This is a genomic window from Chryseobacterium gambrini, from assembly GCF_027920505.1.
GTDB lineage: Bacteria > Bacteroidota > Bacteroidia > Flavobacteriales > Weeksellaceae > Chryseobacterium > Chryseobacterium gambrini.
In genome coordinates this window covers 2638127-2661895 of record NZ_CP115857.1, presented here as the reverse complement: position 1 = coordinate 2661895, position 23769 = coordinate 2638127, and the positions used below count along the sequence as shown (strand labels likewise).

18 protein-coding genes and 1 riboswitch are annotated in these 23769 nt (G+C 36.8%); of the genes, 16 read left to right on the top strand and 2 right to left on the bottom strand.

What is annotated here, in order from left to right; genetic code table 11:
* Window positions 1-51: 51 nt before the first annotated feature.
* The 5 genes from PFY09_RS12015 (at window position 52) to PFY09_RS11995 (ending at window position 5981) form a co-directional block, all read left to right on the top strand.
* On the top strand, window positions 52-1287 hold the full coding sequence (locus PFY09_RS12015) for an OmpP1/FadL family transporter (RefSeq protein WP_076393882.1): 1236 nt from the start codon (window positions 52-54) through the stop codon (window positions 1285-1287).
* A 16-nt stretch (window positions 1288-1303) separates the two neighbouring features.
* Window positions 1304-2830 carry an SGNH/GDSL hydrolase family protein gene (locus tag PFY09_RS12010; RefSeq protein WP_256040304.1) on the top strand — a complete coding sequence of 509 codons (1527 nt, stop codon included), beginning with the start codon at window positions 1304-1306 and terminating at the stop codon, window positions 2828-2830.
* Between the two features lie 84 nt (window positions 2831-2914).
* On the top strand, window positions 2915-3853 hold the full coding sequence (locus PFY09_RS12005) for a ribose-phosphate pyrophosphokinase (RefSeq protein WP_076393878.1): 939 nt from the start codon (window positions 2915-2917) through the stop codon (window positions 3851-3853).
* 56 nt (window positions 3854-3909) lie between these two features.
* On the top strand, window positions 3910-4554 hold the full coding sequence (locus PFY09_RS12000) for a 50S ribosomal protein L25/general stress protein Ctc (RefSeq protein WP_076393876.1): 645 nt from the start codon (window positions 3910-3912) through the stop codon (window positions 4552-4554).
* A gap of 206 nt (window positions 4555-4760) precedes the next feature.
* Window positions 4761-5981 (top strand): aminotransferase class V-fold PLP-dependent enzyme, encoded by a 1221-nt coding sequence (locus PFY09_RS11995; RefSeq protein WP_271159856.1) that lies wholly within the window; start codon window positions 4761-4763, stop codon window positions 5979-5981.
* Between the two features lie 67 nt (window positions 5982-6048).
* Here the strand turns inward: PFY09_RS11995 and PFY09_RS11990 are convergent, their stop codons facing one another.
* Entirely contained in the window at window positions 6049-6240 is a 192-nt protein-coding gene (locus tag PFY09_RS11990) for a bacteriocin-like protein (protein WP_076393872.1), read from the bottom strand.
* A gap of 146 nt (window positions 6241-6386) precedes the next feature.
* Between PFY09_RS11990 and PFY09_RS11985 the strand changes: the two genes are divergently transcribed.
* The 3 genes from PFY09_RS11985 to PFY09_RS11975 are packed head-to-tail and all read left to right on the top strand — an operon-like array spanning window position 6387 to window position 8619.
* A complete protein-coding gene (locus tag PFY09_RS11985; RefSeq protein ID WP_076393870.1) occupies window positions 6387-6947 on the top strand; it encodes an RNA polymerase sigma factor in 561 nt (186 codons plus the stop codon).
* Window positions 6934-7548 carry a hypothetical protein gene (locus PFY09_RS11980; protein WP_271159855.1) on the top strand — a complete coding sequence of 205 codons (615 nt, stop codon included), beginning with the start codon at window positions 6934-6936 and terminating at the stop codon, window positions 7546-7548. The genes PFY09_RS11985 and PFY09_RS11980 overlap by 14 nt, the downstream gene beginning before the upstream one ends.
* 33 nt (window positions 7549-7581) lie before the next feature.
* Window positions 7582-8619, top strand: a complete 1038-nt coding sequence (locus tag PFY09_RS11975) for an outer membrane beta-barrel protein (RefSeq protein WP_271159854.1) — start codon at window positions 7582-7584, stop codon at window positions 8617-8619.
* 87 nt (window positions 8620-8706) lie between these two features.
* Here PFY09_RS11975 and fumC read toward each other — a convergent pair whose 3' ends face one another.
* On the bottom strand, window positions 8707-10101 hold the full coding sequence (gene fumC / locus PFY09_RS11970) for a class II fumarate hydratase (RefSeq protein ID WP_271159853.1): 1395 nt from the start codon (window positions 10099-10101) through the stop codon (window positions 8707-8709).
* Between the two features lie 320 nt (window positions 10102-10421).
* On the opposite strand from fumC, the gene PFY09_RS11965 reads away from it, so the two are divergent.
* The 8 genes from PFY09_RS11965 (at window position 10422) to PFY09_RS11930 (ending at window position 23751) form a co-directional block, all read left to right on the top strand.
* Entirely contained in the window at window positions 10422-12029 is a 1608-nt protein-coding gene (locus tag PFY09_RS11965) for a fumarate hydratase (RefSeq protein WP_271159852.1), read from the top strand.
* A 78-nt stretch (window positions 12030-12107) separates the two neighbouring features.
* Window positions 12108-13184: a serine hydrolase domain-containing protein gene (locus PFY09_RS11960; protein WP_271159851.1), complete on the top strand. Its 1077-nt coding sequence runs from the start codon at window positions 12108-12110 to the stop codon at window positions 13182-13184.
* Window positions 13185-13284: 100 nt separating this feature from the next.
* Complete coding sequence (locus PFY09_RS11955; RefSeq protein WP_175608822.1) at window positions 13285-13575, top strand: hypothetical protein; 291 nt, start codon at window positions 13285-13287, stop codon at window positions 13573-13575.
* A 236-nt stretch (window positions 13576-13811) separates the two neighbouring features.
* Window positions 13812-16649, top strand: a complete 2838-nt coding sequence (locus PFY09_RS11950) for an alpha-amylase family glycosyl hydrolase (RefSeq protein WP_271159850.1) — start codon at window positions 13812-13814, stop codon at window positions 16647-16649.
* Window positions 16650-17031: 382 nt separating this feature from the next.
* Window positions 17032-17135, top strand: a riboswitch (SAM riboswitch).
* A 94-nt stretch (window positions 17136-17229) separates the two neighbouring features.
* Complete coding sequence (locus PFY09_RS11945; RefSeq protein WP_271159849.1) at window positions 17230-19653, top strand: TonB-dependent receptor plug domain-containing protein; 2424 nt, start codon at window positions 17230-17232, stop codon at window positions 19651-19653.
* A 3-nt stretch (window positions 19654-19656) separates the two neighbouring features.
* Window positions 19657-20949 (top strand): APC family permease, encoded by a 1293-nt coding sequence (locus PFY09_RS11940; protein WP_271159848.1) that lies wholly within the window; start codon window positions 19657-19659, stop codon window positions 20947-20949.
* A gap of 799 nt (window positions 20950-21748) precedes the next feature.
* On the top strand, window positions 21749-22834 hold the full coding sequence (gene prfA, locus PFY09_RS11935; RefSeq protein WP_076393854.1) for a peptide chain release factor 1: 1086 nt from the start codon (window positions 21749-21751) through the stop codon (window positions 22832-22834).
* A gap of 251 nt (window positions 22835-23085) precedes the next feature.
* Complete coding sequence (locus PFY09_RS11930; protein WP_271159847.1) at window positions 23086-23751, top strand: hypothetical protein; 666 nt, start codon at window positions 23086-23088, stop codon at window positions 23749-23751.
* The last annotated feature ends 18 nt before the right edge of the window (window positions 23752-23769 follow it).

Below are 23769 nucleotides of genomic sequence, written 5' to 3'. Positions count from 1 at the left end.
TAACAGATGTATCTAAAATAATTTTATATTTGGATTATATAATAATAGTCTATGAAAAAAATATTGATATCAACAGCTTTATTGGCAGGTGTATTATCTTATGCAGGAGGCTTCAGGGTTTCTCTGCAAGGGGTGAAACAATTGGCAATGGCGCATACCAGTGCACATGCTGAAGATGCGAGTGTTACGTTCTTTAACCCTGCGGGAATGTCTTTCATTCCTTCAAAACTTAGTGTTGCTGCGGGTGGATTCGGGATAAGTTCTAAAGTAACCTATCAGAATCTTACTACTTTGGAATCTTATTCTACGGATAATCCTATGGGAACTCCTATTTATGCTGCGGTAGCTTACAAAGTTTTAGATAATCTTTCTTTAGGTTTTAATTTTTCAACGCCTTACGGAAGTACGGTAGAATGGCCAGATAACTGGGCTGGAAAAGAAATTGTAGAGAATATAGAACTGAAGGCGTTTTATTTTCAGCCGATGGTTTCTGTGAAATTATCACCTTGGGTCTCTTTCGGAGCGAGCTATATTTATGCTAAAGGAAGTGTAGACTGGACGAAAGCGGTTACTCAATTAGGAGGAAATTTAAATCTAAAAGATGATAAGGCTTCAGGACACGGTTTTGGTTTAGGTTTCTATTTCAGACCTGAAGAAAAACTGGATGTAAGTATTGCTTACAGATCTCCGGTTTATATGAATGCAGATAAAGGAAAAGCTACATTTAATATTTCTCAGGCATTATATTCTTCAGTAAGATTAGATGCTAACGGACAGGATAATTTTAAGGCTGTTCTTCCTTTGGTGGATGAATATACAATTGGGGTTACCTATAAAATAACACCGAAATGGCAGGTGTCCGGAGATTTCAATTACTACGGATGGGAGAAGTATAATAAACTTACATTGGATTTTGAAAACGCATTGGCAGGAAATCAGGCAGATGATCCTACCAAAAATGTAACGCCGAAAAACTTCCACAATTCTAAAGCTTTCAGAATCGGAACGCAATATATGATTACAGATAAAGTTGCAGGAAGATTAGGATATTATCATGACGAATCACCTTATGACGACGCACACTTCAGTCCGGAAACACCATCTTTTGATGCTAATGTAATTACCGGAGGGATTGGATTTAAACTCAATAAATTAGGAGTAGACCTTTCAGGAGCTTACAACTTCCAGAAGTCAAGAAATATAAACAATGCATTTTATAACCTTTATGGGCAGGCTAAAGCACAAGCATTTTACTTTGGGTTAGGTTTGTCTTATAACGCATTTTAATTTTTAATCAAGAATTATGAAAAAAATATTAATTTCTACATTCGCTATTTCAGCGTTGTTGTTAAATGTAAGTTGTGATACAGACTTCGATACTGATGTAAAGGATGTGGTAGTAACTTCCGGAGAAGCCAATTTTTCCAAATATGTATCTTTAGGAAATTCTCTTACTTCGGGATATAGAGACGGAGCTCTTTATTTGGATGGACAAAACGAATCTTATCCTTCAATGATTGCAATGCAGATGAAGCTTGCAGGAGGGGGTGATTTTAAACAGCCTTTAATGCCAAATAACGTTGGTGGATTTAATAATCTTCCGGGATTTTCAGGAAAGCTGGTTCTTAGTGTAGTAAATGGGTCACTTACACCGGTCCCATCTGCTCCTGCAGCGGCGTTAGATAACATTTCTTCAGGTGCACCTTATCAGAATTTAGGGATTCCGGGAGCGAAATCTTTCCATTTGGGTATTGCAAGCTATGGATCTCTTAATCCGTTTTATGCAAGATTTTCTACAGGGGTAAGTCCTGTAGCGGCGGCAGTAGCTCAAAATCCTACTTTCTTCTCTCTATGGATCGGAAATAACGATATTTTAAGCTACGCAACCAGTGGAGGAACAAATTCTACAACAACAGGAGGCGTTACAACATATACACCTGCTGTAGTTCAGACAGGAAATATTAATCCTGCAACTTATGGATCTAATGATATTTCTGATCCTAACGTGGTAGCGTCAAGTATCAATTCTTATGTAACAGCGCTTACAGCGAACGGTGCGAAAGGAGTAATTGCTAATATTCCAAGCGTAACAGCAATTCCTTTCTTTACAACGGTTCCTTACAATCCGTTAACTCCGGCTGCTTTAGGTGCTAATCTTAATACGCTAAACACAAGTCTGTACGGTCCGCTTAAACAGGCGCTTACAGCTTTTGGAGCGGGGGATAGAATCAATCTTTTATCTTCTACTGCCTCAAATCCTGTTTTGATCAGAGATGTTTCTTTAACGAATTTATCAGCACAGCTTACTGCGGCACTTACGCCGTCTTTAGGAGCTGCTACAGCTGCTGCTTTCGGACAGATTTACGGACAGGCGAGACAGGCAACCGCAGAAGATTATATCCTTCTTACGACCAGAGCGGTAATCGGATCTACTAATCCGAATGCTCCGGCTTCCATTAATGTATACGGTATTTCTTATCCATTAGAAAACCAGCATGTGCTTTCAAAAACTGAAGCAGCAAATGTCACAACAGCTATGACTGCCTATAATACTTCAATTAAGTCTATTGCAGATGCTAAAGGACTTGCATTTGTAGATGCAAATGCTAAAATGGTAGAACTTAATTCTCAATCCGGAATTTTGTATGATGGGATAAGATACACTGCAAAATTCGTAACCGGGGGAGCTTTCTCTCTGGACGGGGTTCACCTTACAGGAAGAGGCTATGCAATTATTGCCAATGAATTTATTAAAGCAATCAATGCTAAATATAAATCTACCTTACCACAGGTAAATCCAAATAATTATTCCGGAGTAAAATTCCCATAATAACTGGATAAATAAAAACTTAGAAACCACAAGAGTAATTCTTGTGGTTTTTTTTTAAATTTGCAAAATCTTTAAAAAGTAAAAATGGCCGATCAGTTAAGTTATCTATTTTCTACAAGGACGAGTAAGGACTTGGCAGAGAAAATTGCCCAAAATTATGGGAAAGAATTAGGAAAAATCAACTTTCAGACATTCAGCGACGGAGAATTCGAACCTGTTTTAGACGAATCCGTAAGAGGGGGAAGAGTTTTCCTGATTGGATCTACGTTTCCGCCGGCAGACAATTTATTAGAGCTTCTTCTGATGATTGATGCTGCCAAAAGAGCTTCTGCTAAGAGCATTACCGTAGTGCTTCCATATTTCGGACTTGCAAGGCAGGACAGAAAAGACCAGCCCAGAGCGCCAATCGGTGCTAAGTTGGTGGCAAACCTTTTAACAGCAGCAGGAGCTACAAGAATCATGACAATGGATCTTCACGCAGATCAGATTCAGGGATTCTTCGAAATTCCGGTAGATCATCTGTATGCTTCTACTATTTTCGTAGATTACATCAGAGATCTCAATCTGGAAAATCTTACGATTGCCTCTCCGGATATGGGAGGTGCAAAAAGAGCGAAAAACTATGCAGGTCACTTGGGTGCAGATGTAGTAATTGCTTATAAGGAAAGAAAAAAAGCAAACGTTGTAGAAGAAATGTTCCTTATCGGAGATGTGGACGGGAAGAATGTTATCCTTATTGATGATATGATCGATACCGCCGGAACACTTTGTAAAGCGGCAGACATCTTAATGGAGAAAGGAGCGAAATCTGTAAGAGCAATGGCAACTCACGGAGTGCTTTCAGGAAAGGCTTACGAGAATATTGAGAAATCAAAATTATTGGAAGTTATTGTAACTGACTCAATTCCTGTTAAAAATAATTTGTCATCTAAAATAAAAGTGCTATCTTGCGCCCCATTATTTGCGGATGTTATGAAGATGGTTCATGAGCATCAGTCAATTAGCAGTAAGTTTGTTATTTAACTGATTTTTAGAAGTTTGCAAATTTAATTTGAAACAATTTTTTAAATTTTTTATAAATGAAATCTATTACAATTCAAGGTACAAAAAGAGAAAGCGTGGGCAAAAAGTCTACAAAAGCTTTACGTGATGCTGAATTAGTTCCTTGTGTTGTTTACGGAGGTGAAGCTCCTTTGAATTTCTCTGCTACTGAGAAATCTTTCAAAGGGTTAGTATACACTCCTGAAGCACACACGGTATCTATTGAGGTTGATGGTCAAACAATTCCGGCTGTTCTTCAGGATATTCAGTTTCACCCGATTACAGACAAAATTCTTCACGCAGATTTCTATCAGTTATCTGATGATAAGCCAGTTATCATGGAAGTTCCTGTAAGAATCACTGGTCGTTCTAAAGGTGTTGTAGCTGGTGGTGTTCTTCGTCAGTCTTTCAGAAAGCTGAAAGTAAAAGCAATCCCTGCAAACTTACCGGATGAGATCGTTGTAGACGTTACTCCATTAAGAATTGGTAACAAACTTTATGTAGGAAGTATCAAAACTGAAGGATACTCTTTCATGCACCCTGACAACGCAGTGGTAGTAGCTGTTAAGATGTCTAGAAATGCAATGAAAGGTGGTGCAGCAGCAATGGACGATGAAGATGAAGAAGAAGTTGCAACTGAAGAAGGAGCAGCTCCTGAAGCGACTGAAGCAGCAGCAGAATAAGAATTTCTTATTGAGATATAGAAAACCTGTCAATTTTTTGGCAGGTTTTTTTATTATTCTATCCGATAAAACTTTCTTTGTCTGAGTAATTGAATCTTTCTATTGCCTGTTGCCCAACAAGACGACATCCATCATCTTTGCTTTAGAAAAAAAGCCGTAAATTTGAAGAGTTCTAAATAAGAACGTTTTAATTAAAAATTTAATAAATGTTTGACATTCAGGAAATCAGAAGTCAGTTTTCTATATTAGATCAGAAAGTGAACGGTAAACCACTGGTTTATCTCGATAATGCAGCCACCTCTCAAAAACCGGATTCCGTTTTGGAGGTCTGGAACAAATATTACACAGAAATCAATGCGAATGTACATCGTGGAATTCACACACTGAGCCAGTTGGCAACTGAAGAAATGGAGCTTTCCAGAAGAAAAATCCAGAAATTCATCAATGCTGAACATGATTTTGAGGTTATTTTCACCAAAGGAACTACCGAAGGAATCAATTTGATCGCCTATATTTTAACCCAAAAATTAAAAAAAGACGATGAAATTATTATCTCTTATCTGGAACACCATTCCAATATTGTTCCGTGGCAGATGCTTTGTGAAAGAACAGGAGCGAAGCTGAAAGTCATTCCTATGGATGAAAACGGAATTCTTCAACTCGATCAGTTTGAAAAATTTTTAAATGAAAAAACGAAAGTTGTTTCTGTTAATCAGGTTTCCAATGCTTTAGGAATTATTAATCCGATTGAAGAAATCATTGCAAAAACAAGAAAGAATACCAATGCTTATATCGTTATCGACGGAGCTCAGTCTGCGCCTCATTTTACCCTTGATGTTCAGAAAATGGATTGCGACTTTTTTGTTTTCTCGGGACACAAAATGTACGCTCCGATGGGAACGGGAATTTTGTACGGAAAACAGCAGATTCTTGAAGACTTGCCACCATTTCACGGAGGCGGAGAAATGATTGCCACCTGTTCTTTTGACGGAACCACTTACGCAGGTCTTCCTTTTAAATATGAAGCAGGAACACCAAATGTAGGTGGAAACATTGCTTTGGGAGCTGCCGTGGATTTTATTCTGAAAGTAGGGCAGGAAAATATTCAGAACCATGAAAATGCTTTGCTGGAATATGCGCAGAGACAGCTTCTGGAATTGGAAGGCATTAAAATTTATGGTGAAAAAGCCAACAGAACCGGCGTTGTTTCTTTCAATCTTGAAGGAGTCGGAATTGCTTCGGACGTAGGAATGATTCTGGATAAACTTGGGATCGCCGTAAGAACGGGGCATCATTGTACACAGCCGATTATGGATTTCTTCAATATTGCAGGAACCGTAAGAGCCAGTTTTGCGGTGTACAATACATTCAGTGAAATTGATGCTTTGACAGAAGGCGTAAAAAAAGCACAGAAAATGCTAAGTTAGACTTAGATTTTTTTATAATACAAAACGGTCAGAGAAATTTCTGACCGTTTTCTTTTTGTATGTACTATTAATTTAATTCTGAATCGCACATTTCCATCGGAACCAGACATTTTGTAGAAAGACATGGGTTTCCGCTCGGAATCTGAAGACAGCACGCATGATATCCGTTATATGTGATGTGGTACGTATTGGCAGGACAGGTATGACCGCCTAAAACCTGTTTTAAGTTCTCTCTTTGGATTTTTTTTAGATTTTTCATAATGTTTTGTTTTATAGTAGTTTGTAATAAGTCCCTAAGGTATGAAAAATATTTAAAATGATATTTTTTAATAAATTTCAAAAAATAATTTCCTTCGGTGTAACCTTTTCCGTTTTTAATTGTCTTACTAATAGAAACAAATAATTATGAAGCTTCTGTTTGGAAATAAAAAAGATGATTTGCTGAGCCGCCTCAAAAGGCAGGAACCGGCAGCGCAGAAAGTTTTTTATGATCAGAATGTAAAGAAATTTCTGAGCATCGGCAGAAGTTACGTTACAGATTTGTATCAGGCTGAAGATTGTGTAATAAAAGCGTTCTGTAAAATTTTTAAAAGTATTGAGACCTTTAGAAATGACGGAAGTTTTGAAGGCTGGGCAAGAAGAATTGTGGTGAACGAATGTCTGAACTTTATTAAAAGCCGCAAAACCGTTTTTTATCTGGACGACATCAACCAGTCTTATCTGGAAGAAATTTATGAAGAGGATATTGCTTTTGATTTCAATGCACAGGAACTTTTGGATCAGCTTCCGGATGCTTACAGGATGGTTTTTAACCTCTATGTTCTCGAAGATTATTCGCATCAGGAAATTGCAGATACTTTGCAGATTTCTGTTGCCGTAAGTAAGACACAACTGTTTCGGGCAAAGGAAAAAATGAGAAAAATTTACTTTCAACAACAAAAAGCACTGAAAAATGAACACTACTAAAAATAATATAGAACATCATATCAAAAAGCAGATTTCAGAAAGAGAAATTACTCCTTCTAGAAATTTGTGGTCTGAAATTGAAACCCAGTCGGAAAGAAAAAACTCAAAAACAAAAATAAATTGGTATTTGGTGGCGGCTTGTCTGGTTTTAACGTTCAGTTTGGGAGCAGTTTTGTTTTTTAATAAAGAAAATAAGGAAACTGAAAAATCTGAAATTGTTGCTGAGGTTAAAAAGCAGGTTATTCAAAATAAAGAGCAGGAACTAACAGTACCATCTCCTGAAATTGTAAAGCAGAAACAAACAGAATCTGTTGCTATAGTAAATATTCCGAGTGAGAAAAAGAATGAAGCGATAGAGTCGCAGATCATGATTGAGCAAAAACATATGCCTTTAACAAAAGAAAATGCTCCGGAAATTATCGGCACTATTTCTAAAATCGAGCCTGAAAAAATCATGGCAAAGTCAGATTCTGCAAAAACTCAGGGGAAAAGAAAAAGATATGTTGATCCTTCTACATTACTGTTCTCGGTAGAGCATAAAGATGTTATCATGAAAACCAAAGAAAGCAACGTGGCAACCATTGATCTGAACGGAAAATAATACTTCAAATTTTAACAAATAAAAAATAATACTATGATTAAAAAAATGATCATGATGGGACTATTGTGCCTTTTATCAGGTACAGCCTATTCTCAGAAAAATCTTACCTTAAATCTTCAGTCTAAAGAAGATACAGAAGTAAGCCCGATTGTAAAAGAAAAAGTAGATGAATATGCCCGAAAAATTGATTCGATTATTCAGGAAGAAAAAAAGCAGATGGAAGCAGAACTGCTGATTCTTCAGGCTAAGAATCTTGATAAAGCTGAATTCGACAAACAAAAGGCGCTTGTTGCCGACCGCTTTTCGGAAAAAATTGATCAGAGAATTGAAGAGCTCGGTTTTGATCTGGATTCTGTGATTCAAAAGCAGGTAAGATATTCTCTTCTGAATTCTGATGTAACTTCCAACGAAGAAATTAAAGAAAAACTTCTAAAGAAATTCCGTCCGACCAAGAACTTCACCGCCTATTTTTCTTACGGAGCCATGATTCTCACCAATAATAAAGCAGATAATGATCTGGATAAAAATTTAGGATACGCGGGAAATCTTGAATTTGGGCTGAAATTCAATTATCAGTTCAGCAGAACCAGTCATTGGGGATTAATTTCCGGGCTTGGATTTTCATGGAGAACCTTAAATATTGATAATAACCGGTTTTTTGCCAAAGACATGAATTCGGATATTTACCTTTCGGCGTATGATAAAAATTTAAGCAAAAGCAAATTGCGAACAGGCTATGTCATCGTTCCTTTAGGTTTGCAGTACAATTTTTCTAAACTGAAAAGTGCAGGAATGGATATCCAGTACAGAGATTATCAGAAAGGCTTTAAAGTAGGCGCAAATGTTTATGGAGGAGTAAGAATGTCGACAAACAACATTATTAAAGGCGAAGAAATCAGCCAGAGAGAAAGAGGAAATTATCAGGTAAATCCTTTCATTTATGGAGCGCAGTTTACCGTTTCATACAGCGATTTCAGCATTTTCGTGAAGAAAGATTTCGGTAATTTTTTCAAGGATAATCAATTTGAAAATGATAAAGCTCTGGTTATAGGTCTTGCTTACAAATGGTAAAAACACGTAACATTTATATATAACAGGAAACCGCAGGACAAATTTGTCCTGCGGTTTTTTACAATATTTAACAATTTAATTCTTAGTTTATTTCAGGCTTCCCACCATATCTTCAGGTTTTACCCACTCGTCAAATTGTTCGGCGGTTAAAAGTCCCAGATTCACCGCTTCTTCTTTTAATGTGGTTCCGTTTTTATGGGCGGTTTTGGCAATTTTTGCAGCATTTTCATAGCCGATGTGCGTGTTCAAAGCCGTTACCAGCATCAGAGATTTATCAACCAGTTCTTTAATTCTTTCATAGTTCGGTTCAATTCCTACTGCACAATGATCGTTAAAGGAAATACAGGCATCGGCAATCAGTTGGGCAGACTGTAAAAAATTATAAGCCATTACAGGTTTGAAGACATTCAGTTCATAATTTCCCTGCGTTCCCGCAAAAGAAATCGTCGTGTCATTTCCTAACACCTGAGCGCAAACCATCGTCATTGCTTCATTTTGGGTAGGATTCACTTTTCCCGGCATAATAGATGATCCCGGCTCATTTTCCGGAATATGAATTTCCCCGATCCCGGAACGAGGTCCGGAAGCTAATAATCGGATATCCTGAGCAATTTTAAATAAAGAAACCGAAAGTTGTTTTAAAGCTCCGTGAGATTCTACAATCGCATCATGAGCCGCCAAAGCTTCAAATTTGTTTTCTGCAGTTACAAAAGGAAGATTCGTAAATTTCGAAATATATTCTGCCACTTTTACATCATAACCTTGAGGGGTATTTAAGCCGGTTCCAACCGCAGTTCCGCCTAAAGCCAGCTCAGAAAGATGAGGTAAAGTATTTTTCAGTGCTTTTAAACCGTAATTGAGTTGGGCGACATACCCTGAGAATTCCTGACCTAACGTTAAAGGCGTTGCGTCCATCAAATGTGTTCTGCCGATCTTTACAATATCTTTAAACGCTTCTGATTTCTCTTTTAAAGTATCTCTTAGTTTTTCGACAGCCGGAATAGTAGTTTCCACCACTTTTTTATAAGCCGCGATGTGCATCGCCGTTGGATAAGTGTCGTTGGAAGATTGCGATTTATTCACATCGTCATTCGCATGTATTTCCGATTTTTCGCCTAAATTTCCACCGTTGTTAACGTGTGCTTTATTGGAGATTACCTCATTTACATTCATGTTGGACTGCGTTCCGGAACCGGTTTGCCAGATCACCAAAGGAAACTGATCGTTAAGTTTTCCTTCTAAAATTTCGTCACAGACTTTCGCGATCATATCTCTCTTTTCTGCAGGAAGAACTCCTAAATCTGTATTGGTAAATGCCGCCGCTTTTTTAAGATAAGCAAAAGCTTCGATGATTTCATGAGGCATGGAACCTTCCGGACCGATCTTAAAATTATTTCTTGAACGTTCCGTTTGGGCTCCCCAAAACTTATCTGCAGGAACCTGCACTTCGCCCATGGTGTCTTTTTCTATTCTGTAATTCATGTGATTGAAATTTGTTTAGTTTTGATTTTACCCCAAAAGCAAAGAGGTTTATTAAATTTTATAAAAATCAAATTTCACAAAATGAAAATCGAAGATTTTTAAAACTAATGTGTTCTTCTAAAGCATTATTTATTAAACTTAAAATAACTAAAGTGTTTAAAAGCTTTTGCGTCTTTTGTGGTTAAAATATCTTCGTATAAAGTTAATGAGAAAAGAAAACCCTCGCAATTTATAATCATTATAAATATCAATCTAAGTTACTGATTTTACTCATGCTTTTTTTAGTAAGCCGTATTTTTGCACCCAAAGAAAAAAGTAAAATGGATTTCAGATATCAGGATCCGTATCCGATTCTAAAGGATGATACGGTATACAAAAAATTGACTTCAGACTACGTAAAAGTTGAAACATTAGGAGACAGAGAAATTTTAACCATTGATCCGAAAGGTCTTGAGCTTTTGGCGGAAGAGGCAATGGCAGACGTTTCTTTCATGCTTCGTTCTTCCCACCTTGAAAGTTTAAGAAGAATTATCGACGATCCTGAAGCGACGGACAACGACAGATTTGTGGCTTATAATTTATTACAGAATGCAGCGGTTGCTGTGGAAGGAGCTTTACCTTCGTGTCAGGATACCGGAACTGCAATTGTAATGGGTAAAAAAGGAGAAAATGTTTACACAGGCGTTGATGATGGAGAATATTTAAGCAAAGGAATCTACAATACTTACCAAAAAAGAAATTTAAGATATTCTCAGGTGGTTCCTTTAACGATGTTTGATGAGAAAAACTCAGGTTCCAATCTTCCGGCACAGATCGATATTTATGCTAAAAAAGGAGATTATTACGAATTTTTATTTTTAACGAAAGGAGGAGGTTCAGCAAACAAGACCTTTTTGTATCAAAAAACAAAGTCTTTACTGAACGAAAAGTCTCTGGAAGAATTTATCAAAGAAAAAATTTCAGATTTGGGAACGGCTGCTTGTCCGCCTTACCATTTGGCTTTGGTAATTGGTGGAACTTCCGCGGAAGCCAATTTGGCGGCTGTTAAAAAAGCATCAGCAAAATATTACGACAATCTTCCGACAGAAGGAAATGAAGCAGGACAGGCTTTCAGAGACTTGGAGTGGGAAGCGAAAGTTCAGAAAATCTGTCAGGAAAGTGCTATCGGAGCACAGTTTGGCGGAAAATATTTAACACACGATGTGAGAGTTATCAGATTGCCGCGTCACGCCGCCTCCTGTCCGGTTGGAATGGGAGTTTCCTGTTCAGCAGACCGAAATATCAAAGGAAAAATTACGAAAGACGGGATTTTCTTAGAACAACTGGAGCAGGATCCGAAGAGATTTTTACCGGCAACACCGCCACATCTGGAAGAAGCAGTAGAAATCAACCTGAACCAGCCGATGTCTGATATTTTAGCAGAACTTTCAAAATATCCGATCAAAACGAGACTGAAGCTGAACGGTACTTTAATTGTAGCCAGAGATATTGCCCACGCAAAAATCAAAGAATTACTGGATGCAGGACAGCCAATGCCTGAATATTTTAAAAATCATCCGATTTATTACGCGGGACCAGCAAAAACTCCGGAAGGAATGGCTTCAGGAAGTTTCGGACCGACTACGGCGGGAAGAATGGATGTTTATGTAGATGAATTCCAGAGCCACGGCGGAAGTATGATTATGCTGGCAAAAGGAAACAGAACAAAAGACGTTACCAATGCCTGCAACAAATATGGAGGTTTTTATTTAGGTTCCATCGGAGGTCCGGCTGCTATTTTAGCGAAAGACAATATTCTTTCTGTTGAGGTGGTAGATTTTCCGGAATTAGGAATGGAAGCCGTAAGAAAAATCGAAGTAAAAGATTTCCCTGCGTTCATCATTACGGATGATAAAGGAAATGATTTCTTTGCAGATCTTGCGCACTAAAATTAGTTTATAAATAATTACTACTTTGTATTGCATGGTACTTTATTTAAAGTTATCTTTGCAATACAAAATAGTATTATGAAAAATTTTTTACTTACATTTATATTTAGTACAACTGTTTTCAGTATATCTTTTGCTCAGACGGATGCTAAGATTGACAGTTTGATACAAAAAGAGTTTAAAGATTCAGATGCTCCCGGCGGTGTTTTCCTGGTTTCTAAAAAAGGAGAAATTATCTATGAGAAAGCATTTGGTAAGTCTAATTTGGAACTGAATACGGATATGACTGTCCAAAATGTATTCCAGATAGGCTCTATGACCAAGCAGTTTACAGCTTTTTCTATTTTACTTTTAGAATCCAAAGGTAAATTAAATATAAAAGATCCTATTTCTAAGTATATTCCCGATTATCCGAATGGAAAGTCTATCACCATTCATCATTTGCTTACCCACACTTCTGGAATCAAAGATTTTACGAAAATGAAATCAATCTCAGAAATCGCACAAAAGGAAATGACTCCCAAAATGATGATTGATTTTTTTAAAAATGAACCTGTTGATTTTAATCCCGGAGAAAAGTTTGATTATAATAATTCCGGTTATGTATTGCTTGGATATTTAATTGAGTTAGTTTCCGGAGAAACATATGAAGATTTCGTGAAGAAAAATATTTTTGAAAAAATTGGGATGAACAACTCTTTTTATGCTACAGACAGAAAGATAATCAAAAACATGGCTTATGGATATCATGAAAAGAAAGATGGGTTTGTAAACAAGACAATTATCAACTACAGTGTTCCATTCGCTTCCGGATCTTTAATGTCAACCGTTGAAGATATGCTGAAATGGCAAGATGCTATTAATCGATATACTATTCTTGATGAAATACATACTAAAAAACTTTTTACAAAAAATAAACTAAACAGCGGAGAAGAGTTTACCTATGGATATGGATGGCATTTAAAAGAGATCAACGGAACTCCTACAAGAGAGCATGGTGGCAGCATTTTCGGATTCAAATCTATGGGAGTATATATTCCCGATGCAGATATATATGTATTAGGATTCAGCAATTGCGACTGTCATTCCCCAACACAGATTACAAAAGATATCGCTCAATTAGTTTTAAATAGTCAAATTAGCAGCGTGAAGTAATGGTATAATAGTTTAAAATCAAAATAAATAATAAAATAGGACGTATATCTTTTGTGTAAAAAAATAAAAAGTCCTATTTTTGCCTAAAATCTTTAAGAAAATGATAACGATTTTATCAGCATTTTGGCCGTTTTACCAGTTCCTTTGGACAATTTTCTTCATTACAATGTTCCTTGTAGGATTTTGGTGTATCTTTATGTTCTTCGGGTTGGTAATTCCAATGTGGTTGACAGAAGGTTTGAAAGAGTATTTCGGAAAAGTAAAACCTTTTAATCCGGAAGACATCAGAAGCAAACAGCTGAACGAGCAGGAAGGGGTAGAAGTAATCTACAGCAATCCTAAAGGAAACGGACCATTCTTACACGACAGTCACGGACACGGACATCATTAATTGATTGTCATTGTTTTCTCACCTGAATTCTGAGGAAACAATATCAAAGCAAAACAACATATATTAAACCACTTAATTTTTTAAGTGGTTTTTTTATTTCTATAATTCAATCAGTTAAGTATTATTCAAAGCATACTATTTAATTGGGGTAAAGTTCTGTTTTTCAACAAAAGTTGATTTTTTTTTCGAAAAATAATTTACTTTAGTATTGAATTAACCTTAAAAGGATGAATTATATGAAAAAATTCTATTCCGGTATTTTGTTGTTTGTCATTGCTCATATTTTTGGGCAGATAAGTTATACAATTACCCCGAATCCGTTTAATGAGACGGATGCAATAACGTTAACTGTGCCCGGAAATCAGATTGATGAATCGGCGTGGGGAGTTTCAAACAATGCCATTTATATCTGGACGTGGTCTCTGGATACCAATTATCAGAACAGTCAGGATTGCCCGACAAATGGCAGTTGGAACAATTCCAATGAATCTAATCGATTAAATTATAATGCTGCTACAGACACTTATTCCTTATCTTTTACACCGACAACTTTTTATGCAAGAACAGGCATCGGAAGGTTCGGTTTTTTGCTGAAAGATAAAACCGGTGCACATCAGACGACTCCTGATATTTTTGTTAATGTAGGGATTTTGAATTTAACGATGACAAATCCTGCAGCTAACAGTTTAACATCTGTTCCTACAGGGAATTCTATTAACATTACAGCTACCACCAATGTAAATGCAACTTTTCAGCTTAAAGCCAACGGAACGGTTGTAAATTCTACTTCTACAGCATCAACTTCATATTCTTATAACTACACGGTAACAGGAGATGCTAATATGGAGCTGATTGCAACGCAGGGTTCAGCTTCAAAAAGCTCAACTTTTATTTTGCAGGTTCCGAGAAATGTGATTTCTGAAGCAATTCCGTCATGGATAAGACAGGGGATCAATTATCATCCAACTGATAACACAAAAGTAGGATTGGCTTTGTATGCTCCGTCTAAAAATTTCGTTCATGTGATCGGAAGTTTTAATAATTGGGCAATAAATGATGCTTATTTAATGAAAAGAGATACTGCAAATCCCGATTTATACTGGATTGAGTTAAGCGGATTAACGCCTCAGCAATTGTATACTTTCCAGTACAGAACCAATGATTTAAGAAAAGTGGCAGATCCTTACTCTCCACAGATTCTTTCTTCTTATGACGATCAGTACATTTCTTCTACGACTTATCCGAATTTACCGGCGTTTCCTGCCGGACAGGGTTTTGAGGTTTCTATGTTTAAAACAGGACAGACTCCTTACAATTGGCAGGTTACGAATTTCCAGCGTCCGGCAAAAGAAAATCTTGTGGTGTATGAATTGCTGTTAAGAGACTTTACGCAGGAAAAAAACTGGCAGTCTTTAATTAGTAAGATTTCATACCTGAAAAATCTGAATATTAATGCGATCGAATTGCTTCCTATCATGGAATTCGAAGGAAACCTTTCCTGGGGTTATAATACTTCTTTCCATTATGCATTAGACAAAGCGTACGGAACACCAGAAAAATTCAAAGAATTTGTAGATCTGTGTCACCAGAACGGAATTGCTGTAATTCTGGATATTGCTTTCAATCATGCAACCGGGCGTTCTCCGCTCGCAAGACTTTGGAATGTTGATCCGGATGGAGACGGTTACGGAGATATTGCTGCCAATAATCCTTACTTCAATCAGGTTCCTAAACATTCTTATAATGTATTCAATGATTTTAACCATACAAGTACTTCAACGAAATATTACGTTGAAAGATGTCTTCAGCAATGGTTAACGGAATATCATGTAGATGGTTTCCGTTGGGATTTAACAAAAGGATTTACACAAAGCTGTACTGAAAACGATGAAGCCTGTACAAACGCTTATCAGCAGGACAGAGTAGATATTCTGAAATATTATGCAGACAAGCAATGGGCAATTGATCCGAATTCTTACATGATTTTTGAACATTTGGGAACCGATGCCGAAGAACAGCAGTGGGCAAACTACAGAGTTGCAGAAGGAAAAGGAGTGATGATGTGGAACAACCAGAACGGATCTTATAACCAGAATACAATGGGCTATAAAGAAAACAGTAATTTCGACAGAATGAATCATACATTGCATGGATTCTCTGAAATGAGAGCGGTAGGTTACGGAGAAAGTCACGATGAAGAAAGGTTAATGTTCAAAAACCTTGCTTACGGAGCGGTGAACGGAAGCTATGATGTTAAAAATCTTAATACAGCTTTAGACAGAATGAAAGCTTTCGGAGCGACGTTCTTCACTATTCCCGGTCCGAAAATGATCTGGCAGTTCGGAGAACTTGGATACGAATTCAGCATCAACAGATGTACGAACGGAACCATTAATAACGGATGCAGAACCGATGAGAAGCCAATCGCATTTACTTTGGGATATGATACAGATACCAATAGAAAAGCAGTTTATGATACCTGGGCGAAAATTATTAATTTCAAAAATATATATCCGGTTTTCAAGTCAAAAACCTATACTGTTGAATCAAATAATTTAGCAAACGATCCGAATGGATTAATTACGAGAATTTACGTTTACGACAACGCAATTACAAACGGAGTGAAAAATGTAGTGGTGTTAGCAAATTACACAACGGCAGCTCAAAGCGTGGTTCCGTATTTCCCGTATGTAGGTCAGTGGCAGAATCTAATGGATAACTCTGTTTCTAATGTAACTTCTACAACGGCTCCGATTACTCTTCAGCCGGGAGAATTCAGAATTTTTGGAAATTATGTAGGAAGTTTATCCACATTGGATGTGAATGCTGAAAATAAGCTTTCTTTACAGATTGCGGATAACCCTGTAAAAAATGGTCTGGCAAAATTAATTTACCACAAAGCGAAGAATGGGGAAATCTTTATCTACGATATGAGCGGTAAAAAAATGGATTCATTTAAATTAAATAATGAAAACGGGACCTATGAATTAAAAACAAATTATCCGGTAGGAATGTATTTGGTTCATTTAAAATCAGATACGGGAGTTTCGATTCAGAAAATGATGGTAAAATAACCAGTGGATAACTTCAAAATTTATATTGAGAGATCGCGAAAGCGGTCTCTTTTTTTGCTTATTCATATTTTATCCGCAATAAAAATTAGGGTTGTCAATACGATACTAACGGCTTTTCAATACTTTATTCACATTGTTTTCCACATTAAAATAGAAGGTTGTCCATATCTTATTCATACCTTACTCATACGTTATTCATATTTTACTCACAATTGAAAAATTGTTTATCGACAATTAATTTTTGTATACTAACATCAAATTAATATGTTCCTAATAGGTAATTCACGCGTTATCCACATCTTATTCACAATTTTTATATTTCTGAAAAATTCAAAATTCAATTTTTTTTGCAGATTAAAATTATTAGTCTACCTTTGCGGTAGATTTATCGAGAAAGGTGGAGGGATTTGGCCCTGAGAAACCTTAGCAACCGACATTTTCTGATGAAAAGGTGCTAATTCCAACCCGATTGGGGGAAGATAAGTGAGTCAGTATTCCGTATGAATTCCAGCTTCTTGAAGGTCTTTATGTTTGTTTCGGCAAACCATTTTAAATTAATTTTTTTAAAGCACTGAATAGAATGAAAAAACTCAGCGTAAGCGTACTCCTTTTAGCAATAGGATTTTTATCGGCACAGGAAAAAGAACAGCAGATAGAAGATGTGGTCATTGTAGGAAACCGAAATGCAAAACGCACAAAACTGGAAACTCCGGTTCCGGTAGACATCATCAACATCGAAAAAATACAGCAGTCTTCACCGCAAACTACCGTTCAGGATTTACTGAATTATGTTATCCCGTCTTTCAACTCAGTCCGGCAGTCGGCTTCAGACGGTACAGAACATATCGATCCTGTTACTTTGAGAGGAATGGGACCTGATCAGGTTCTGGTTCTCGTTAACGGAAAAAGAAGACATACTACTTCTTTAGTTAATTATCAGAATACAGTCGGAAACGGTTCTGTAGGTACAGATTTAAGTACTATTCCGGTAATCGCAATCGACAGAATTGAGGTTCTGAGAGATGGCGCGGCGGCACAATACGGTTCTGATGCCATTGCAGGAGTCATTAATATTATCCTTAAAAAGAATCTCGGCGGAACAGCCAGTCTTAATTACGGAATTTCCGGAAGAAATGATGGTGAAACGTATCAGGCAGCAGCGAACTACGGAACTTCTTTAGGGAAGAAGGACGGCTATATCAGTTTATCCCTGCAATTAAACCAAAGAGGAAAAACAACAAGAACGCAGAATCATAATCTTGATATTTACGGTGATAATTTCGCGTATGATTTTGCTCCGGATTTTAATGCTGCAAAAGCGCTGGACGATCAGAAAATTCTTGCCAATGGTTTAACCCGGGATGATTTTAATTTCCAGATCGGTGATGCAAAAATAAAGCAGGCGCAGTTATTTTTTAATTCCGAATATCCTTTGAACGATCAGTTTAAAATATATTCCTTCGGAGGCTTCAGTATCAAAGAAGGGCAGGGTTACGGTTTCAGAAGATTGCCGAGCGAAACTTCAAACAATGTGTATTCTATTTATCCGAACGGTTTTCAGCCGACTTTAGGCTCGAAAATCTATGACATTTCTTATGCAATCGGAGCAAAATATAATAAAAACGACTGGTTTTTTGATCTTAGCAATACATTCGGAAGCAATACATTCAATTATGATGTAAGCAATACCGTCAATGCATCTTTAGGAGCTAAGTCACCAACAGATTTTTATGCGGGAGCACACAGTTTTCTTCAGAATACAATTAATCTTGACGTTTCAAAAAACATCAGGAACTTCAATATCGCATTCGGTGGAGAATTCAGGTTTGAGCAGTACGACATTAAAGCTGGAGATCAGGCTTCCTATATGAGATATGATATTTTCGGAAATCCTGTGACGGCGACTACCAATCAGGATAATATCTCCGGAGCAGGAGGAGCGCAGTCGTTTATTGGATTTTCACCACAAAATGCACTTTCAAAATCCAGACATTCAACTGCAGTGTATGCCGATGTTTCTTATGATCTGGATAAAAAATTAAATGTAGATCTTGCCGGAAGGTTCGAAAACTATTCAGATTTTGGAAGTACACTGAACGGAAAATTAGCGGTAAGATATGAGTTTGCAAAAAATTATGCAATCCGTGCTGCAGTGGGAACAGGCTTTAGAGCGCCATCTCTTCAACAGCAGTATTTTAACAATTCTTACGCAGATATTTCCACCACAGGAAATTCAATTGTTACCAAAGGAATTTTTAACAACGACAGCGAAGCTGCAAAAGCACTTGGTTTCGACAAATTAAAACAGGAAACTTCGGTGAACGGAAGCGTTGGATTTACTTTAAAGCCGATAAGTAAACTTTCTATTACGGTTGACGGATATTTAATTAAAGTAAAAGACCGAATCGTGATTACAAGTAATATTACAGACGATCGACTGGCGGTTTATGGTGTGGAAAGCGGAAGGTTTTTTGCCAATGCCGTTGATACGGAAACCAAAGGAGTAGATCTGGTAGTTGCCTACGACTGGAAAATAGGAGGAGGAAATTTAAATATCAATCTTGCCGGAAATTATACCGAAACAAAAATTACAGATTTCCATTTCCCTGCTAATCTTCAGACACTGCAGAATGAATTTTTCGGACCGGATCAGATCAATATCATCGAAAGTCTGTCTCCCAAAACCAAAGCTTCTTTAGGACTGAATTACGGAATCGGAAAATTTAATTTTCTGGTGAGAAATACTTACTTCGGGAAAGTAATCCGCGACGGATATCCGTTTGGAGGAATTCAGGAATTTAATCCCAAAGTAGTCACCGATGTGAGTGTAGGATATGATTTCACAAAAAATATTAATTTAACCGTTGGAGCCAATAATGTATTTGATGTCTTTCCGGATCTGCAGATTTATGAAAATTCGTATTTTGGGGTTTTCAAATATGCTCCGGTGCAGATGGGAACTCTCGGAAACTATTTCTTCGGAAGGCTTAATTTTACATTTTAGTTAATGAATTCAACTTCACATCAGATCGGCTGGAAAACCGCAGTGGCAATTGTCGTTTCGAATATGATCGGAACCGGAATTTTTACAACACTCGGTTTTCAGCTTACCGACATTACGAATACCTACAGCATATTCCTCCTTTGGTTCATTGGAGGAATTCTTGCTTTGTTCGGAGCCTTTTGCTATGCCGAATTAGGTTCCCATTTCAAAGGAAACGGCGGAGATTTTATTTATCTGAAAGAAACGTATCATCCGCTTTTAGGGTATCTTGTGAGCTGGATTTCCCTCATCATCGGTTTTTCATCTCCCGTTGCACTGGCTGCATTGGCGATGTCGAAATACCTTTCTGCTTTCGATGTTTCTTTTGGAAACAGCTTTGCCATCGGAATTATCTTTCTGGTTTCCGTTTTTTTGTCATTCAGCTTAAAAGCTTCAAGCAGATTTCATAATTTTTTTACACTGATAAAGATTGCGTTCATCATTGTTCTCATTATCGTCGGAATCGGAATTTCAGAATCGGAAACAATTGGGAACAGCCTGAAATTAGATGATTCATGGCAAAAGGAAATTATGCTTCCGGCTTTTGCGACGTCTCTGGTTTTCGTAACGTATTCTTACACGGGTTGGAATTCTGCTTCCTACATTGCAGGAGAAATAAAAGATGTTCAGAAAAATTTACCGAAATCACTCATTGTAGGAACTGTTTTCGTAACCGTAAGTTATCTCTTGGTTAATTTTATCATGCTGAAACACGCTCCGGTAAATCAATTGGCGGGAAAAGAAGATGTGATGGGGGAAGCTGCCAATAATATGCTGGGAAATACTTTCGGTAAAGTGGTTAATATTTTTATTGCTCTACAGTTAATCGCCACCATCAGCGGCTATTTGTGGGTAGGTTCCCGCTTAACACAGGCTTTTGCAAAAGAAAACAGACTCTGGAAATCCTTATCGGTCGGAAATAAAAAAGGAATTCCTGTCCGTGCCATTTTTGCCCATGCCGTGATTGCAACGTTGATTATTTTAACGGGAAGTTTTAAAGAGATTTTTGTTTATACCGCTTTTATTCTGCAGTTATTTGCCACTCTGGCAATTTCTACGGCGTATTTCATTAAAAAAGAAGATCGGAAGATATTCAAATCCAATCTTTTTTACGTTTTTCCGACGGTTTTTTTATTGTTCAGCATTTACATTTTGTATTTCACATTCATTCATAATCCTAAAGAAAGCATCATCGGATTAGGAATTGTTGCTGTGGGAATTGTTTTGTATTTAATTGATAAGAAATTATCCCGCTGATTTAAATTAATCGTAAAACATCAAACATTGTTTTTAACGCAGAGTGCACAAGGATAATGGAGCCAGCTTTGAAAAGAATCCGTCCGCAAGGGCATTTCACTCAGCAAATGACAGCAGAATTATATTTTTGATATCGTTTGGAGACGCCTTAATTTCAACAAGTTATTACGTAAGAAATCATTACAATTACGTATTGTTTTTAACGCAGAGTTCGCAAGGATAATTGAACTAGCTTTGAAAAAAAATGTTCGCAAGGGCGTTTCACTCAGCCAATGATAGCAGAATTATATTTTTGATATCGTTTGGAGACGCCTTAATTTCACCAAGCTATTACGTAAGAAATCATTTACACATTTTTATCACTTGCTGAGTGAAACGCCTTTGCGACCGAAAATAATCACAAACATTTAAAAGAAAAACCTTGCGGACATTGCGTTAAAAGAATTGAATCATTAAGAATATTATTTGAACTTCTGACTTTTAAATTTTGGTGTTAAATCATTACAATTAAGCATTGTTTTTTAACGCAGAGTTCGCAAGGATAATTAGACTAGCTTTGAAAAGAATCCGTTCGCAAGGGCGTTTCACTCAGCAAATGATAGCAGAATTATATTTGCAATCATTTAAAAAGAAAGCTTCTGCAGACATTGCGCTTAAAAAAACGATAAATTCAAAAACTCTTGTGAACATTGCGTTAAAAAAGATTCTTCAATACGCATACGCTTCATTCAGAACAACAAACTATTAGTTTTAAAATTGAATTAATAATCCGTATCTTTGCACCCACAAAATTTTCATAATGTCTAAATCATTAATTCCAAAATTAGAAGCTATAAAACAGAGATATAATGAGGTGGCAGACCTTATTATACAGCCTGATGTTATTTCAGACCAAAAAAGATATTCTTCTTTGAACAAAGAATATAGCGATTTGGGGAAAATTGTAAAAGTTTACGATCAATATAAAGGAGCGTTGGATACGATTGAAGAGTCCGACGAAATTATTGCCGACGGATCCGACAGAGATTTCGTGGAACTGGCAAAAATCGAAAAAAACGAAGCGCTGGAAAAAATTCCGGGATTAGAGGAAGAATTAAAAGTTTTATTAATTCCTAAAGATCCTGCAGACGACAAAAACGTCATCGTGGAACTTCGTGCCGGAACAGGAGGTGATGAAGCAGCCATCTTCGTGGAAGATATTTACAGAATGTATTCCATGTATTTCAAAACGAAAGGATGGAGACACGAGATCACAGATTCTAACGAAGCGGCGAAAGGGTACAAAGAACTCATCATGAAAGTGGAAGGAGAAGGCGTGTACGGAATCATGAAATTCGAATCCGGAGTTCACCGTGTACAGCGTGTTCCTGAGACAGAATCTCAGGGAAGAGTTCACACTTCGGCAATTACCATTGCAGTTCTTCCGGAAGCTGAAGAAGTGGATGTGGAAATTAATCCTGCAGATATCGAAATGCAGACTTCACGTTCAGGTGGAGCAGGAGGACAGAACGTTAACAAGGTTGAAACTAAAGTGCAGCTTACGCACAAACCTTCAGGATTGGTGGTGGTTTGTCAGCAGGCACGTTCTCAGTTAGCTAACCGTGAACTGGCGATGGAAATGCTTCGTGCGAAATTATACGACATTAAGTTGCAGGAAGTTCAGGGAGATATTGCGGCACAGAGAAAAACAATGGTTTCTACAGGAGACCGTTCTGCAAAGATCAAAACGTATAATTATCCTCAGGGAAGAGTTACCGATCACAGAATCAATAAATCCATGTATAACTTAGATGCGTACATGAACGGAGATATTTCTGAGATGATCGATGCCGTTATCATGGCAGAAAACGCCGAAAAAATGAAAGGCGAAGAAGAAAGTTTATAAAATCTTTACCATAAAATCTTTTGTAAGTCTCCGGAGTATTTCGGAGACTTTTATTTTTATATTAATTGAATGTTTAAAATATGAATTTTTTTAAATTGTTTTAAATCAGTTTATTACAGGCGATTTTTAATGCTTGTTTAAAAATAATTTCCTCAAAAGCTTTTTTGATCGCATAAATAATGTACATTTATATAAGCTCTTAATTTTTTAGGAGCTTTTTTATACACTAAAATTGAAAATGAACTATACTTATGAAAATGCTTAAAATTGCCTTTCTGGCAATACTTCTTTTCTCTTTTCAAAGCTTAAAATCCCAAAATATTCTAAAGCCTGAAAATGTTTTTAATCTTTACTTTAATTCTTTTGTAAAATATGATGATGAATCTGTAAAAGAACTCAACAGTTATCTTATTAATTTTCTGGGAAAAGAAAGTACCCACAGAATCAGACTTAAAGACACTTATAAAGAAAGGATAGACGATTATACCAGACTTTTTCTTGCCGGTCTTCCTGCAGATGTGGCATCTGAATGTTCGGTTGAGGTTAAAAATTATTTCAGTGCTTTGATGCAGAATTTTACCAATGCGAAATATAGAGTAAAAGAAATTAAAACCGTAAATGATGAAAGATTTAAAGAAAACGGGTTCTCCGAAGTTACATACGAAGCAAGTTTTAAGGTGCCCTCTCATCGTCTGATGCTCAATATAGGAGACATTAAAAATATTGGTGCGGGAGAAATGAAAAAATATCTCATTGATGTTACCAATCAGATTAAAAAAGCAGATAAAATTGTTTCCACAGAACAAAAATTCAATCTTTATCAGGTTAAAATTGCCGAAACCATTTATTACTGGAACGGCGGTCCACAGGAATTAAACTGGAAGCTGAATGAATTTTATCTGAAAAATCTCAATTAAAAATTCAGGCTGTCTTTT